12 protein-coding genes and 1 tRNA gene are annotated in these 15,356 nt (G+C 63.1%); 4 read left to right on the top strand and 9 right to left on the bottom strand.

Translation table 11 applies throughout. The annotated features are described in order from the left end of the window. Window positions 1-70: 70 nt before the first annotated feature. From cas2e to G453_RS0117415, 9 genes are all read right to left on the bottom strand, one after another. Window positions 71-364, bottom strand: a complete 294-nt coding sequence (gene cas2e, locus G453_RS0117455; RefSeq protein WP_027192065.1) for a type I-E CRISPR-associated endoribonuclease Cas2e — start codon at window positions 362-364, stop codon at window positions 71-73. Continuing rightward, window positions 336-1,223 carry a type I-E CRISPR-associated endonuclease Cas1e gene (cas1e, locus tag G453_RS0117450; RefSeq protein WP_027192064.1) on the bottom strand — a complete coding sequence of 296 codons (888 nt, stop codon included), beginning with the start codon at window positions 1,221-1,223 and terminating at the stop codon, window positions 336-338. Before cas1e ends, cas2e begins: the two co-directional genes overlap by 29 nt. After that, window positions 1,220-1,942 (bottom strand): type I-E CRISPR-associated protein Cas6/Cse3/CasE, encoded by a 723-nt coding sequence (cas6e, locus tag G453_RS0117445; RefSeq protein WP_027192063.1) that lies wholly within the window; start codon window positions 1,940-1,942, stop codon window positions 1,220-1,222. Before cas6e ends, cas1e begins: the two co-directional genes overlap by 4 nt. Continuing rightward, a complete protein-coding gene (gene cas5e / locus G453_RS0117440; RefSeq protein ID WP_027192062.1) occupies window positions 1,939-2,679 on the bottom strand; it encodes a type I-E CRISPR-associated protein Cas5/CasD in 741 nt (246 codons plus the stop codon). The genes cas6e and cas5e overlap by 4 nt, the downstream gene beginning before the upstream one ends. Then, complete coding sequence (gene cas7e, locus G453_RS0117435) at window positions 2,679-3,890, bottom strand: type I-E CRISPR-associated protein Cas7/Cse4/CasC (RefSeq protein WP_027192061.1); 1,212 nt, start codon at window positions 3,888-3,890, stop codon at window positions 2,679-2,681. The genes cas5e and cas7e overlap by 1 nt, the downstream gene beginning before the upstream one ends. 31 nt (window positions 3,891-3,921) lie before the next feature. Further along, window positions 3,922-4,488: a type I-E CRISPR-associated protein Cse2/CasB gene (gene casB / locus G453_RS24955; protein WP_084502495.1), complete on the bottom strand. Its 567-nt coding sequence runs from the start codon at window positions 4,486-4,488 to the stop codon at window positions 3,922-3,924. Further along, a complete protein-coding gene (locus G453_RS26675; RefSeq protein ID WP_051272573.1) occupies window positions 4,478-6,076 on the bottom strand; it encodes a hypothetical protein in 1,599 nt (532 codons plus the stop codon). The genes casB and G453_RS26675 overlap by 11 nt, the downstream gene beginning before the upstream one ends. Next, complete coding sequence (locus tag G453_RS24945; RefSeq protein WP_084502493.1) at window positions 6,073-8,733, bottom strand: CRISPR-associated helicase/endonuclease Cas3; 2,661 nt, start codon at window positions 8,731-8,733, stop codon at window positions 6,073-6,075. The genes G453_RS26675 and G453_RS24945 overlap by 4 nt, the downstream gene beginning before the upstream one ends. A 676-nt stretch (window positions 8,734-9,409) precedes the next feature. After that, window positions 9,410-9,486, bottom strand: a tRNA-Pro gene (locus G453_RS0117415). A gap of 208 nt (window positions 9,487-9,694) precedes the next feature. Between G453_RS0117415 and G453_RS0117410 the strand changes: the two genes are divergently transcribed. The 4 genes from G453_RS0117410 to G453_RS24940 all read left to right on the top strand — a co-directional run bounded on the left by G453_RS0117410 (window position 9,695) and on the right by G453_RS24940 (window position 15,257). Beyond that, a complete protein-coding gene (locus tag G453_RS0117410) occupies window positions 9,695-11,242 on the top strand; it encodes an SDR family oxidoreductase (protein ID WP_027192060.1) in 1,548 nt (515 codons plus the stop codon). Between the two features lie 82 nt (window positions 11,243-11,324). Next, a complete protein-coding gene (locus tag G453_RS0117405; RefSeq protein ID WP_051272571.1) occupies window positions 11,325-13,034 on the top strand; it encodes an ABC transporter permease in 1,710 nt (569 codons plus the stop codon). Between the two features lie 3 nt (window positions 13,035-13,037). After that, on the top strand, window positions 13,038-14,351 hold the full coding sequence (locus G453_RS0117400; protein ID WP_043646309.1) for an ABC transporter ATP-binding protein: 1,314 nt from the start codon (window positions 13,038-13,040) through the stop codon (window positions 14,349-14,351). 315 nt (window positions 14,352-14,666) lie between these two features. Further along, the gene (locus tag G453_RS24940; RefSeq protein ID WP_156921000.1) at window positions 14,667-15,257 is read left to right on the top strand and encodes a hypothetical protein; all 591 of its coding nucleotides are present in this window, start codon (window positions 14,667-14,669) and stop codon (window positions 15,255-15,257) included. The last annotated feature ends 99 nt before the right edge of the window (window positions 15,258-15,356 follow it).

Here is a 15,356-nt window from a genome sequence, read left to right as displayed (position 1 = left end):
GGCAGGGTCGATCCCCGCACACGCGGGGGAGACTCTTAACTTCAGTTGTCAAAGAGCGTATGAAATATGGTTATGTCAAGTGACTGAGGTACACGCCATCGTATTCAATTACCTTCCGGGGAGGCTCGCCGAGGATAAGCAAGCCCTGCCCGGCTGGCTGTTTGGAGTCGGCCCAGATCAAGACCAACGACCCCTCCGGTCGCTGGGAGTGCCAGTCCTCCATCACGGACCAGACTCGCTCGCGCACGGCCACGGACATCCCAGGATTGGTGTACACGCCGCTGGCCACCTCCAGCATGCACGATGCCAGAAAACCTCGAAAGCGCTGGGCCACGTTACGCGTGATTATGACCGTCATGCTCATCTATAAGCGCCTTGATTCGATCAATCATTGAGGCAACGAGTTCCTTCTTGCGCATGACTTCACCAGCTCTACGCCGCACGACACGCTCAATGTTGTCTTGGTCTTGTTTGTTGAAGATGTGAACGGACTCAAACGCAATGGGCAAGGTAAAGTCGTCCCGATACAAATCTGCGATATCCAACGCAAAAGCCCTTGAAGAGCCCTCGTGGATGAAGCCCAATTGGGGGATTGTCGCAGTGGCCGCCACCGCGATATCTGCAGCAGCTCCCACCGCGACCGCAGCATGGTTGATGGCTTGGTTCGGAATGTCTGTGGACTCCGGGGCTTCGCGGTCAAAGCGCCGACCGTGCCATTCCACCTGAAAACGACGGGCGGCCAGTTTGTACGTTTCACGCATCCGAGCCCCTTCGATACCCCGCAAGGCACTGATATCCTTCGTTGGCAACACCTCGTTCAGGCGCCAGGCGTACAGTCGTCGGGCCACGTCCAGGCGCTTGATTGGGTCGCTCCACAAACTGGCGTGCAGCCGGGCCAGGCGGCTGTGGTCCGGCCCGGCAGGATGCGCCGTGTACAGGCGCACGCCATCCTGTCCGACGGCCACGAGGCTTGTGCCGTGGCTGGCCGCCAGCCTGAAGACATCGTGGCTGACGGTAGTGCCAGGGCCAAGAAGAAGTACCGAGACCGTTTGATAAGGGATGTCATAGCTTCCTGCTGCCAAGCCTTCTATGCCCGCCGTGGTGAATCGCAGCGTGCCTGCCTCAACGGTCAGGTTACCCCGGTATAGCCACAGCAGGCCATGCCGATCGGCCTGAGGGATGCGTGCGCTCGCCAGCCCCAAACGAGTGAATGGGCGGCTCATGCGGGGCGCAGCAGAAGCATCCCAAACCCGAAGGCCCGATGTCGACCTACGCCTCGCGCCATCAGGGTCCCGAAGGCTTTTGGATCATTCACCCGAAGCGTACCCTCCATACGAACGTCAGGTCGATCTCCCAGCCGCTGGGAGCGGCTGGAACGCGTCTTGCGCCTCAAAGGCGTCAGGCAGAAGGCGGTCATGCGGCAGTCCAGCAAGGTTGCGGCCTGATCCCGCTCAAGCTGCTCGCCAAGCCACGCGCTGTAAGTCTCCCCCCGGTCATGCTGGCGGTCAGGATATTGCTCGCAGGCCGCCAGGAAGGCATCGCGCTCGACCATGCGCCTGGGCGTGGTGCTGCGACGGCGCACGGGACAGACCCTGGTTCGGAAATTGAACAGCCGCCCTGTCGGCCAGTCCAAAGGCATCGGCTTGTCAAGGATCGGACCAACCAGGGCGGAATGGAGCAGCGGTTCCGCCAGGATCTGAGCATTGGCAGCCAGCATGTCCTTGGGGTGGGGGCCATAGCCCAGCACGGTGAACACGGAGCCGCTCATTCCGCCAGCTGCGTCCCCCAGTACGGCGAAGGGCTGGGGGGCCGCCTCCGCGAACAGGGCGCGCAGCCCCGCATGGATCAGATAACCGGTGTCCTGCGTCGGCACCCGAACCTGATGCGCCCAGGCCAGCAGGGGTCTCGGCGCGAGCGTGAGTTGGAGCATGTAAAGGCTCATGAGGGATCCTCCTGGAGATGAAGCATGCCGCGTGTCACCGGGCGAACGCCGCTGTGGACGTCGTTATGCCAGTCGCGGCGGTCCCGGCGCAGCAGCAGGTGGCAGGGCTGCGGCTGTGGGGCATCCAAATCGGCGACAGGCCATTCGGCAAGCCAGGGGCCAGGGTCGGCATGGCCGACAGAAGCGGTTTGCTCCAGGGCCTGCCTGGGTGAAGCAGCCATCACCAGTTCGCCTGCGTGGATGGGACGGGAGGGCGGGCAGCAACAGCGCCCAAGGAACAAGGGGCGGGCGGGCCTGGCCAAGGCCTGGGCAATCCGGTCCAGCACAGGGTCTTCGTTGAACGGATTCAAAGTCAGGGCCACGGTGACAAGGCAGTCAGCCCGGTAGTGGCGGTAACGCTGCACGGGCCCCTTGTAGCTTTCAATTCCTCCCTTACGTTCCTTTTCCGAGCCAATCTCCGCATTGGTCCGCCAGAGGATGTCTTTCTTGTTGATCTGCGCGGTTTGGTAGTCGCGCAGATCCTGGCCCCGGCGGTCCAGGCGCGATGCGAAAACCAGGCGGCTTTGCAGCCGATCCAGAGCAGGCTGGTCCGGATAGCGAAGGCCCAGCGCATTGCCCAAAAGTCCGGCGAGCAGTGAAGCTCCGGGAAATACATCAGTGGGCCTGATCTCGTCGATGGCTACGTCCCCGAAGGCCATCAGCGGGGCGTCGAGCCGAAGGATGAGGTAGGTCTCCATCAGGACTGCCCAGCCGTGAGAATGGCCCGCTCCACAGCCTGTGCCAGTTCGGGCAGGGACATGCGGCTGGCGGCGGGGGCGGTCATGGCCGAGTCCAGGCTGGCCACCAGACGGGACTCCTTGCAACCGTACATGGCGTCCAGGGAGGTCAGGTGGGTGGACAAAGCCTGGCTTGCCCGCAAGAGGATATCCTCCTGGTCCAGGCGCAGCGGGTCGAGGAAAGCGTTGGCCAGTGTGCGCGGCTGGGACTCGCCCAGCTCGGCCAGCACGAAACCAGCACGGGCATAAGGCGCGGTGGAGCCCAGCTTGGCGCCAGGCGTGACCGTGCACACCAGATGGATGAGGTGGCGCGCAAGGCGGGCGGCCACGGTGCGGTCCGCCGACAGCCATTTTTCGCGCGGTCCGCCGCCAAGGTTCTCCACCAGTCCTGGCACGTCCACCACCACATAGGTGTAGAACAAGCCGCTGGTGAGTTCCGTTGCGCCCAGATGCCCGCTGCCAGAGTGCTCTTCGCGGGTGAGGTCGTCCACGGCTGTAAAATAGTCTGTCTCGGCGGCCTCGGCATGCACTGTAAGGGCGTGGGCCACATGGACGGCGGAGGTCACCCTCGCGGTGGGCTCGCCGCTCAAGAATCGGCCGAACATGGCGGCGTCCACACCGGCCCCCTGCTGAACGAACTCCTTCATCCGGGACTTGAGCAGCTTGTCCGCCTTGGCCTTCTTTGGATCGCCCTTCGCCTGGGTGCAAACATCTCGGGCCAGGCTCAGCAGGAAGGCCAGTTCCGCCTCGCCTAGAACAACCACTTCGCCGCGCTTGTTGGGGTCGGCATCGGCCTTCTTCCCGCCTTTTGTCTTCGCGGACTCTTCTTCCTCCCCACTGCCGCTTTTTTTCCCGAAAAGATCGGCCTGGAAGGAAGCCAGGACGGCGTTGACAACATCCATGGGAAATCCCTCGGCCATGAGGGGGGCGGCCAGCCTCCGGCTGATGACCTCACGGGAACGGACGGCCAGAGACAGGTCTTCGCCCGCCTTGGTCAGGGAATGGGGGTCTTGCGCGAGACGCCAGTGGCGCTTGAGACACTGCGAGCTGATGCGCGTACGTACGGCGCCCCCGAAAGGCATCCGCTTGGCTAGGCCGGAGTCGTCCCGGTTGAGCAGGACAGATGGGTAGCTGGTCAGGGTGGACAACTGCAGGAAGGTGGGCAGGGACATGGCAATCTCCTGGAATGGTAGTTGGAATGCTCTATTCGGCTTTAACAGGGGCGTCCGGTTTCGGGCATGCAGCCGCTTTTGAGCAAGCGGACAGGAAAGATCGCACCAGCTCACGGCGCACACGCACGGCGGTCTCTCCCGGATACAGCAGCAGCCGGGCGAAATCGGTCTGGTCCACGGCTTGATCGTGGCTTGCCAGCAGCCGGGCGGTCAGGCGAATTTGATCTTCCAGGCCCTGGTCGCGGCTTTGCACCAGTCGCATCAAGCGGTGGCGCATGGTGTCGCCGCCCACGCGGGCAAGGGCGGTTCCCAAGCCGATGCCCGCCTGTCCGACCGGAGCCATAAGGGCCATGGCCTGCATGACCACTGCCCACTGCCTCTCCTGGGTCTCGCTACGGAGCAGGTCTTCTGGGATGTGGGCCAGGGCCAGATCCCAGAAGGCCATGGGCCACACCTGCCCAGGCCGCAGGCGGCGCAGGGCGGCCCGCATTCCAGACGGGAAGGATTCCCGGTTGATGATGCGCGCCAGATTTCTGGCTACATCAGTCAGCGCAGACGAACCAGGTCCAGACGGGATGTCGGTTCGTTCATTTTCCATGAGCGTTCCTTCTCAGGGGCTGGGGGTTGAATATCCCGGAAAGCTTTCGTTCCAGCAGTATCTCGGCCTGGGCCTGAGCGAACATTCCCAGGGTGCATGAGGACGGCAGGGACTGTCCGGCCAGCGCAAACCGAGTCCGGGCGCATGAGGCCAGCCAATCCAGCCAGGGGCGCACGCTGTCCACGAGGGTCGCCCCGTCTTCATGCCGTTCCAAGCAGTCCCATAACCGGGGGAAGAAATGCTCGTTGACCTCGTCGTCCATGTCTCGGCGGATCCGGTTGGCCCAGCGGCTGGTCTCAGGTTGCTTGGCGTCCGGGACCGGGCGGCCTGCCTGCATGCGCTTGAGGGCGGCAAGATAAAGGGCCTGCTCGACCCGGCTGGCCAGCTCGATCATGCTTCTGGACATTTCCAGCGCCAGATTCTTTCTGGCTCCCAGGAATCTTGACTGTGCGTGACCGAAAGGCACATGGCGTTCGTGATACCCTTCGGTTTTGCTTTGTCCCCTGGAGAGGAATCGAAAGCAGACCGTCATCGGGCCAGTTCCATCAATTTTGGCTGGCATTTGCATCAAAGAGGGGACGTACTTTTCGTCGTCGAAAAGTACCTCGCACACTTTGTGGTACCGGGGGACTGAATTGTAGGATTTCGGGGTAGTCTCCTTGAGGATAGGCACCCAAGGATCCCCAACGTTCCCATGTGTTTCTTTCGCTTCGACTCTGGTGCTGGAAGCAGTGATATACGTGGCATGGAGAAGCCCGGCTGGAGTCCTCTTCAACCGGGTCAGGCGGGAGATCTCGATGTACCAGGGGTGCAGCCGGGTTGGGGCAAGGCTGGTCTCGCCGTTCCAGGGAACCAACCATACTAGAGCCAGTCCGTGCCGGAAGTCGTAGTCTATGCCGCAAGCGGCCCAGTGGTCAGGATGGTCGAGCAGAATGCGGGTGTCTCTGGCCCAGCACATGTCCACCCGTTGGGACAGTCTGATGCCGACGCCAGATCGGGCACCGTATGCTCCATTTTGCCGTGAGCTGGCTTGATGCCCGCTCCCTCCGAACGGTGCCTGGGTCTGGACCGAGACCAAGGCGTAGACCCAGTGCTCCAGGCTTCCGGGGTCTATCAGCGCGTTTTTGATGCCGTGACGCTTGGCAGTCTCCAGAACGTCCATGTCGTCGGGGGTGGCCCAAAAATCTTCAGGCTTCTGTTTGGCCAGGGCGGAACCTTCCACCGGAGGCTGCATGAACGCGGGCTTGGCCGGGTCCTCCACCACCAGCCGCCAGGGTTCATCGTCGCGAAAATCCGAGGTCAGGGTGCGAAGCAAGACGCGCCAGCCCTCCTCGTCATGCTGGCCCAGCCATGTTTCAGGGTGGCCGGGCCTAGCCTGTGGCAGGTGGCTGTCTCGAAGGGCAAGTGCGGCCAGCTGGCACAGAAAGGCATGCCAGGGGTGGTCCTGATGGGGGCGCAGTTTGGGGAAAGCAAACACCTCGCCGCGCTCCATGGCCGCGAACAGGCCGGGCAGGCTCACCTGACGCTGTCCGCCATCGGGCGTGTCGATGGTCAGCAAAGGATCGACAAGCAGGTTTTCACGGGTCATGCACTCTCCTTTGGTTGCGCATCCGCGCGGCGCAGGCCGAAACGGTCATAGATGAGTGATGCTGTGCCGAAGTGGAATCTTATCACGCCTGCTTCGGCTGTTACGGCAGTTGGGCGGGCGTCCCGTGGAGTGCTGCCAGCCAGCCAGCCCGGAATGCGCAGTCTTGACACCGACTGCCCGAACGGTCCGGGGAGTCTGGGATCAAAGGGTACGTCCGCGTCGTCTAATCCCAGACGTGTAGCTGACTGCTTCTTCTGGTCGCTCCCCACCCCGGCGCTTTTCGGACCATAGGGCTGGTCCCAGTCGACGAGGGCCGCGTTTGCCGCTCCTCTCGCCGCGTAGCAGGTTCCCTGATACGTTTGCAGCTCCTCCGGCCACTTTCCGCCCAACGATTCAGCCAGGTCCCCCAAGGCTTGGGAGTGCGTGGCTTCCTCGACCAATCGTCGGTTGTCCGCAGGGATGTTGATGGCCGTGCCTTCACCGTCTGGACCGGATACAAGCCTCCTCGTGGCCTCCACGCTGACCAGATTGTCATAGGCCCTATCCTTACCGAAACCGTATTTCTTGGCTGTATAGGAGAGCAGCCAGGACTCCGGGTCCCCTTCAGGCGTCAGGACTTGGCAGAGGGGCTCCCTAGCGCAGGCGGGCCGAGGGTGTTCATGGCGATGCAGGCGCCCGATTCGCTGCAAGAGGACGTCCATCGGGGCCAGGTCGGTAATGAGGATGTCGAAATCCACGTCCAGGGATTGTTCAAGGGTCTGGGTGGCCACCACAACTCCAGGCAGGCGAGGGGCGTGCTTTCCGACGCGGCTCACAACAGCCGTGTCGAGCAGCAGGCGGTCTTCGCGGGCGAAGCGACCATGATGCAGGGTAGGCACTCCTTCCACCCGGAAGAGGATGGACGAGGATTCTCCGGCGAAGTTCTCCAAAGCCTGGGCCGTGGCCACGGCCTGGGCCACGCTATTGCGCAGCACGAGAACGCTGGCCCCCTGTTCTGCCCATTTCACGGCAAAAGCGGCCACCGCTTCAGGACGAGTCATGAGGGTCATCGGCCTCACGGTCACGGCTTTTGATCGCCCATGGCCTGCTCCGGGCAGGTGCGCCCCTGAGAGGGTGGTCACAAGGGGATAGGGAGCGTCCCGGCAGGTTGAGAGTGTCGGTTTCACTCGGCAGTGCGCCTTGGTCCGCTGGGCCTCGTCCAAGTAGAGTTGGCGCGCCTCGCCGCCCAAAGTGGCCGACATGAGCAGCACATGGCCGCCCGTCCGTGCAGCGAAGCGCACCAGATTCAGGCCAAGTTGGGTCATGTAGCGGTCGCTCGCATGGACTTCATCTACCACCAGCAGACTACGGCTCAACGATGCAGCCCGCAAATGAGCGTGGGGCAGGCGCATCCCGGCCATCAAGACCTGGTCGATGGTCCCCACGGCCAAAGGGGCCGCCAGGAATCGCTTGGGGCTTTCGCAAGCCCAGAAGCGGGTCGGTTCTGGAGCGTCCGGCCACAGCACCTTGTAGTCAGGTAGTCGCAGGCCCTGGTGCTCGTCGGCACGCAGATAGCCGGGGATGGCCAGAATGACCGGGGGGCTTTCAGTGCCGAAGGCCTTGCGGGCAAAAGTCGTCACGCGTTGATGGAGTTGGGTTGCGGCCAAACGCAGAGGGTTTGCGAAGTACAGGCCGTCCACCAACCCGGCCCAGAACAGCCGCCGGAAAAGAACCAGGGCGGCCTCTGTTTTGCCGTTGCCTGTTTCCGCCTCTACGATAGTAAGGCTACCCCCTTTGGGCAGAGACATTGTTTCCAACACCTGCTGCACGGCATTGGGAGTGTGGCCGTCAAATAGCGAGGCGAATTCAGGTTCGCTGCCCTGCCTCCAGGGATCGGCCATCAGGCCGAGGCTTGAAACGGCCCGTGCTGCGGCCTGACGTGCGAAAAGCATTGGATCGCCGTTAATGGGGCGGCCAGCCTCACCGCAAAAAGGGAAAAAACGCTCATCAGAAGCAATCCAATCGGCCAAAACCACGAGACCGGCGAAAAGATGGCTGAATGCGCTCTGCTCGGGCCAAGTGATAGACCGGTCAAAAGCCTCGGGGAACCAGTCCTTCAACTTTGGCTCCAGGGCGGCGATGTCGGCCAGCGGTTCGCGTCCGTCAGCATTGTCCCAAGCCTGGGCAAGATTCTCACGGTCCCAGGGCGATACTTCCCAGGGAGCCGTCGGGCGGCCATGGTGCGACCAGCTGGCTCCCAGCAGTTGGCAAAGGACATCTGCTGCCTGCTCTTGCCACAACACCAGGAAAGGCAGAGCTTGGCAGAGACGGGGACCGACCGCCTCGGAGAAAAGCCCGGGCAGGACTGCAACATGCCCCATGGTTCCAGCTTCACCCGTACGCTTTCTTTGAAAAACGGGAGCGTATTTACCCAGATCATGCAATACCACAAGCACGGTCAGGGCAGCCCGCAAGCTTGGTCCCAGAGGACGGCCCAAACATGAGTCGATGCGATTGGCTATACACGGCAAGGTGATCAGGGCTTCGAAAGTGGCTGCAACGTCTGCCAAATGGGCCTCAAGGGGATGAATGACCTGTTGATTCTGGGCCGTAGTGTGGAGCTTCCCCCACAAAGGGTACCCGCGGACAGTCTTGGGAGGAGATGAGTTGGCAGGCATGTAAGCCTTTGACCTTGTCAGGCTAAGTAGATTTTGGGGAAGATGCTTCGAGTTCAATTGTTGATAACCAGCGGGCAGCCCTTTCCGGCACAGCAACCACAACAGTGTTATCTCGCCGCTATCGATTCTCTTTAACTGGCGCCCCGCCGCCTCACTTCGCCCCTTTCATCCACCTTTTGCAGAACAGAACTGGGTAAGCGTCCACATCGCCTGGGCGCGCTGTCCAGGCGGTCTCTGGCTGGTTTGGCCTGCCGTGGGATGGGCTGAGTATACAGTCAGGTCCCCGGAAAGATTATTTCTTATGGTCTGAACTCAAGGCGATGAACAAGGTAGGGAAACTGGAAGAGAGAGTGCTATCCAGAATTTTGACGGCAGATATGTGGCAGGAGAGGCATGGCAGATCCTATTGAGATTCGGCCATGAAAATATGGGGGGTATAAGAACAGAAGATGTCTTTAGTTTTAGGGTGGGGTCGAGAGAGGTCTACTGGTGAACTATGCTTTGTCTCAATTCTAATCGGGACGCCTCCTCACTCGGCTTATCTTAGGCTTTCCCCTCACGAAATTTCCTGGGCAAACACAACCCACCACAAGAAAAAGCGGACCCAGGGCGGACCCAAATCCAACACCAACGAAAAAGGGCTTACGGCGATTAACCGTAAGCCCTTGATCTAGCGTGGTCGGGATGAGAGGAGTTGAACCTCCGACCCCCTGAACCCCATTCAGGTGCGCTACCAGGCTGCGCTACATCCCGACGCTGAAGGAGTGTTCATCTACTCTCGGGGCGCGGACCTGTCAATGCGCAATTCCGTCTGGTGCGCATTTTTTTCGAAATTCTTTGCCTCGGCCATGCCGCAAGGGTATTGAAAGGCCAAGGGCAGAGCCTCGACCCTGAGGCGTCCGACCGATCATCATGTTTACAACTCCAGCCGCCGGTCAACCGGCGCTGACCTGGAAGGCCTATGACCAATCATCCTGACAACGCCCCCATACTGGTCACCGGGGCCACCGGCTACGTAGGCGGGCGGCTGGCTCCGCTGCTTCTGGAACGGGGATACCGCATCCGCGCCGTGGCCCGCTCCCTGGACAAGCTCTCCTGCCGGCCCTGGGCTTCGGACCCGCGCTGCGAGCTGGCCCGCGCCGACGTGCTGGACCTGGACAGCCTGCGAAAAGCCCTGGCCGGATGCCGTGCCGCCTACTACCTGGTGCACTCCATGGGCTCGGCTGGCAAGAACTTCGCCGAGGCCGACCACGAGTCCGCCCGCCTCTTCGCCCAGGCCTGCGCTGAGACGGGCGTTGCGTGCATCATCTACCTGGGCGGGCTCGGGGACGAGGGGGCAGACCTGTCGCATCACCTGCGCTCGCGCCTGGAGACCGGCAGGATCCTGGCCTCGGGGCCGGTTCCCGTCACGTTCCTGCGCGCCGCTGCCATCCTTGGGGCGGGCAGCGCCTCTTATGAAATCTTGCGCTCCCTGGTGGAGCGTCTTCCGGTGATGATCACCCCGCGCTGGGTGCGCACCCGCTGCCAGCCCATCTCCATCCGCAACGTGCTGGACTACCTGGCCGGGTGCCTGGAGCACCCCGAGACCGCCGGGCAGACCTACGATATCGGCGGGCCGGACATCCTGGACTACGAGGAGCTGTTTCACATCTATTCCGATGTAGCCGGGCTCCCCAGGCGCATCATCATTCCGGTGCCGTTTCTGAGCCCGAAGCTGTCCAAATACTGGCTGCGTTTCATAACGCCAGTGCCGCCCTCGGTGTTCGCGCCCCTGGTGGAGGGGCTGCGAAACGAGGTGGTCTGCGCCGACAACCGCATCCGCGAGGTGATCCCCGTGCCGCTGCAAAGCGTGCGCGAGACCTTCCAGGCCGCACGGCGCGAACTGAAGGACCGGCTGGTTCCCACCTGCTGGTCCGATGCGGGGCAGGTGCGCGCGCCGGAGTGGCTGGTGTGCGGCGACGTGCCCTACGCTGGCGGCAAGGTCTACGAGATAGGCTACAAGGCCGTGCTTTCGGCCCCGCCGGAAAAGGTCTGGACCGCCGTCGAGTCCATCGGCGGGGAGCGGGGCTGGTACTTCGCGGACATCCTGTGGAAGCTGCGCGGTCTGGTGGACCGTATGATGGGCGGCGTGGGGCTTGGCCCTGGCCGGAAGAATCCCCAGTGCCTGCTGGTGGGCGACAGCCTGGACTGCTGGCGCGTGCACGCCTCGGAGCCGCCCCGGCGCCTCGTGCTGCTGGCTGCCATGAAGTCGCCGGGCGAGGCTGCGCTGGAGCTGTCGCTTGAGCCAGCCCAGGGCGGAGCTACGGAGTTCACCCTGCTGGCCCGGTTCCAGCCGCGCGGACTGGTCGGGCTGGTGTACTGGTACGGGCTGTTCCTCCCGCATCTGGTGCTGTTTCGGGGCATGATCCGGGGACTGGCCAAGGCTTGCGGGGCGGCGATAGTGTCGGAACCGACGCGCTTCACGCCCGCCGTGCCGGGGCAATGCCGCCTGCCGGAGCGCCGTGGATGACGTTTATGTAACGACGTGGGCGCTGGCCTTGATTTTTGCCCCCTGCCCGAGTAGCCCAGGCTGGACTTGATAAGGGGGGCTGATGCCGCGCTTTGTCTCATCCATGCCTGCCCGCAGAGGGGTTGCGGTTGCCGACGGCCTGGTGCTGCTGGGCATTTTCGTGTTGTTGTACGCCGGAATCCGCCTGGCGGGCCAGTCCCCGGAGATCGTGGACGGCCCGGCCATCTCCACGGACCCCTCCGAGCTGCCCTGGTATGCGCTGCTTTCGGTGGGGCGCATGGCTGCGGCCTACTTCCTCTCGCTTATCTTCACCTTCACCTACGGCACCATGGCCGCGTCCAGCCTGCGGGCCAGGCCGGTGCTGCTGCCTGTTCTGGACATCCTCCAGAGCGTACCCCTGCTCTCGTTCCTGCCCGTGGTCATCCTGAGCCTCACCGCCATCATGCCCACGCAACTGGCCGTGGAGCTCTCGGCTATCGTGCTCATCTTCACCAGCCAGGCCTGGAACATGACCTACTGCTGGTATCAATCCCTGACCACCATCCCCGGCGAGATAACCGAGGCGGCGCGCATCTTCCGCATGAACCCCTGGCTGCGGTTCCGGGTGGTGCAGCTGCCCTTCGCGGCCATCAGCCTGCTGTGGAACTCCATGATGAGCTGGGCCGGGGGCTGGTTCTTCCTCATGGCCTCGGAGATGTTCACCGTGGGGCAGAAGGACTTTCGCCTGCCCGGACTTGGGGCCTTCCTGCAGGAGGCCTCGGCCAAGGGCGACATGGAGGCCATTGCCTGGGGCGTGGGCACCCTGGTGGCGGTCATTGTCATCCTGGACATCTTCGTGTGGCGGCCTCTCATGGCCTGGTCTGAGCGCTTCAAGCTGGAGATGTTGGAGTCCGAGCACCCGCCCACCTCCTGGGTGCTGGAGTCGGCCCGGTCCTCGCGGCTGATCGGCTGGTTTACCGACGTGGTGATCGACGGCCTGCTGGAGCGCATGGACGCCCTGATGTCCCGGCTGCTTCCCGAGGGGGGCTTCCGCGTGCGCGCCGGGCGCGCCTCCTGGCTGCTCTGGGTTCCTCTCGGCGCGCTGGGGCTTGTGTGCGCCTACGGCGCGTTCCAGGCCTCGCTCCTCCTGGTGCAGGTTCCCGGAGACCAGTGGTACGAAATCATGGTGGGTCTGCTGGCCACGCTTTTGCGGGTCTGGACCTCGCTGGCCCTGGCCCTGGCCGTCACCCTGCCCCTGGGGCTCTCCATCGGGCTGAACCCCCGCGTGGCCCGGGTGGGCCTGCCCCTGGTGCAGGTGATGGCCTCCATCCCCTCCACGGCGCTCTTCCCGGTGGTGCTCATGGCGCTCATGCAGCTTCCGGGCGGGCTGGCCGTGGCCTCGGTGTTCCTGATGTTCATGGGCTCGGTCTGGTATATGCTTTTCAACGTGATGGCCGGTGCCTCGGCCATCCCGCGCGAGCTCATCAGCATGAGCGACACCGTGGGCATCCGGGGGTTCGAGCGCCTGAAGACCTTATACCTGCCCGCGCTGTTTCCGTTTCTGGTCACAGGCGGCATCAACGCCACGGGGGGGGCCTGGAACGCCTCCATCGTGGCCGAGTACGCCCTGGTGGGCGGCGGGCACGTGGCCACCACGGGCCTGGGCGCGGTGATCGCCCAAGCCACCGCCGCCGGGGACTATCCGTTGCTTTTGGCCTCCACCCTGGTCATGGTGCTTACGGTGGTGGGCTTCAACCGTTATTTCTGGCGCAGGCTCTACAATCTGGCCGCCGAACGCTACGTCATGGAGTGAGCCATGCAGAACCGCACCGAACTTGAGCGCCTGGTGGGTGTAAGCCAGGTCTACGGCACGGGCTTCCGCCAGTTCCACGCCGTGAAGGATATCAACATGTCCTTCCTGGAAGGCGAGATCGTCTCCCTGCTCGGCCCTTCCGGCTGCGGCAAGTCGACGCTTCTACGCATCATCACCGGCCTGCAGAAGCCTACCGCCGGGCAGGTGGTCTACCGCGACACCCCCCTGGCCGGGGTCAACCCCAGGGCGGCCATCATCTTCCAGACCTTCGCGCTGTTTCCCTGGCTCACGGTGCAGGAGAACGTGGAAGTGGCTCTCAAGGCGCGCGGTGTGTCTTCCAAGCTGCGCACGCGCCGCGCCCTGGACATGCTGCACCGCGTGGGCCTGGAAGGCTTCGAGACCGCCTACCCGCGCGAGCTCTCGGCGGGCATGCGCCAGAAGGTGGGCTTTGCGCGCGCTCTGTCCATCGAGCCGGAGATCCTCTGCCTGGACGAGCCGTTCTCCTCGCTGGACCCCCTCTCCGCCGAGTCGCTTCGCGGCGAGCTTCTGGAGTTGTGGACCACCGGGGCCATCCCCACCAAGTGTCTGGTCATGGTCTCCCACAACATCGAGGAGGCCGCCCTGATAAGCGACCGCATCGTGCTCATGGACAAGGAGCCCGGACGCATCGTGGCCGAGCTGGCCGTTGACATGCCGCACCCGCGCGACCGCAAGTCCAGGCAGTTCTTGGAAATAGTGGACAGAGTGTTCGCCATTCTGGCCGGGCAGACCCTGCCCGAGGCCGACGAGCACGGCTCCGCCCCTGGCGCGCCCGGCAAGACCCGCGCGCTTCCGCACATCGAACTGGGCGACCTGTTCGGCCTGGTGGAGCACATCGATTCCATCCCCGGCAACACCGCCGACATCTACCGCATGGCCGACGAGTTCCAGATGGAGGTGGACGAGGTGCTCCCCCTGGTGGAGGCCGCAGAGCTTCTGGGTCTGGCCGTGGTCAGCAAAGGCGACATTTCCCTGACCGTCCTTGGCGAGACCTTCGCGGAAGCCTCCATCAGCGCGCGCAAGGAGATCTTCGCCAGCCGCATCCGCAGGCTCCCCTTCTTCCAGTGGCTCCTGACGCTTCTTCGCAAGTCCGACCGGCACCAGCTGAAGTGGGACGTGGTGCAGATGGCCCTGGAGCTGGAATTCCCGCCGCGCGAGGCCGAAAAGCAGCTGGAAACCGCCGTCACCTGGGGGCGTTACGCGACAGTGCTGGCCTACGAGGACGACACCGGCGTCATGAGCCTGGAGCCGGAGCAGGCGGCGGGACGCGCGGCCTAGCCGGATAGCAGGAGTAATGCTTGGAGGGAGGATGGCGCGGGAGGGGACGGAGTTGTTGGGGTATGTTGGGGATGGTTGTTGTCGTATGGTAAAAGACAGCCTCCGGCGGCCAAAGGGCTTCGCCCTTGTGGAATCCCATATGGGGCCGGGATGTCCCGGTTCGTTCGACGATGGCCGGTGAAGGCTGGCAGTGACGCCGTTGCCGGAGGCAGGCCGCAATGGTCCTGGCCCATGTTGTGCAAAGAGCCAAGCCGCATTGCCACCCCGGCAGAATCGGCCTATCTAAACGGCCAATGCGTCCCCGTGAGGCCCGTCATGAAATACGTCTTACGCGTTTTCTCCCTAGCCGCGATGGTGTCTTTGAGCCTTGTTCTGTCGCTGGCCGCGTCCGGCACGGCGTTGGCCGCCCAGAAGGCCGCGCCCAAGGCCGCGACGACTCCCGACCAGAACGCCCAGAGCCTTCAGGAATTCTTCAAGGGTGAGACCGCCCCCTCGCCCAAGTCCCTGGATTTTGTGGTGGACGGCGGCTACGCCGACATCCAGACCGAGACGCCCGAATCCTCGGGCCGCTATTTCATGGCCGCGCAGAACATCGCCGCCGTGGCCCAGGACATCTACAGGCTGGACCTGACCTTCAAGAAGAAACTCCAGCGCGACGTCATCGATCTGGCCCCCGAATACTTCTTCACCCAGCAGCGCAGCTATTACTTCTGGTACAACGGCGGCAACCGGATCGTCTTCAAGCTGGGCAACGCCCGCAAGGAATTCAAGATACAGAAGAAGGAACTCACCGAGATCAAGGTGAAGTCCCTGGAGACCTACTCCATCGAGAAGACCAAGCTCCAGATGGACCTGGCCTTCGTCGATGGCGGCACCAAGGTGTCCTTGCTGCTCAAGTTCCGGTAGCGGCGCGTTATTGAAAAACATGAAATGTTTTTCAATAACAAAAGCAATGATTTTCTCTGGTTAAGTTCATACAGTGTATGGGCGTATACCTTGAGAACT

Origin of the sequence: Fundidesulfovibrio putealis DSM 16056 (assembly GCF_000429325.1) — a bacterium.
Classification (GTDB): domain Bacteria; phylum Desulfobacterota; class Desulfovibrionia; order Desulfovibrionales; family Desulfovibrionaceae; genus Fundidesulfovibrio; species Fundidesulfovibrio putealis.
This window is presented reverse-complemented; position numbering and strand designations above follow the sequence as displayed.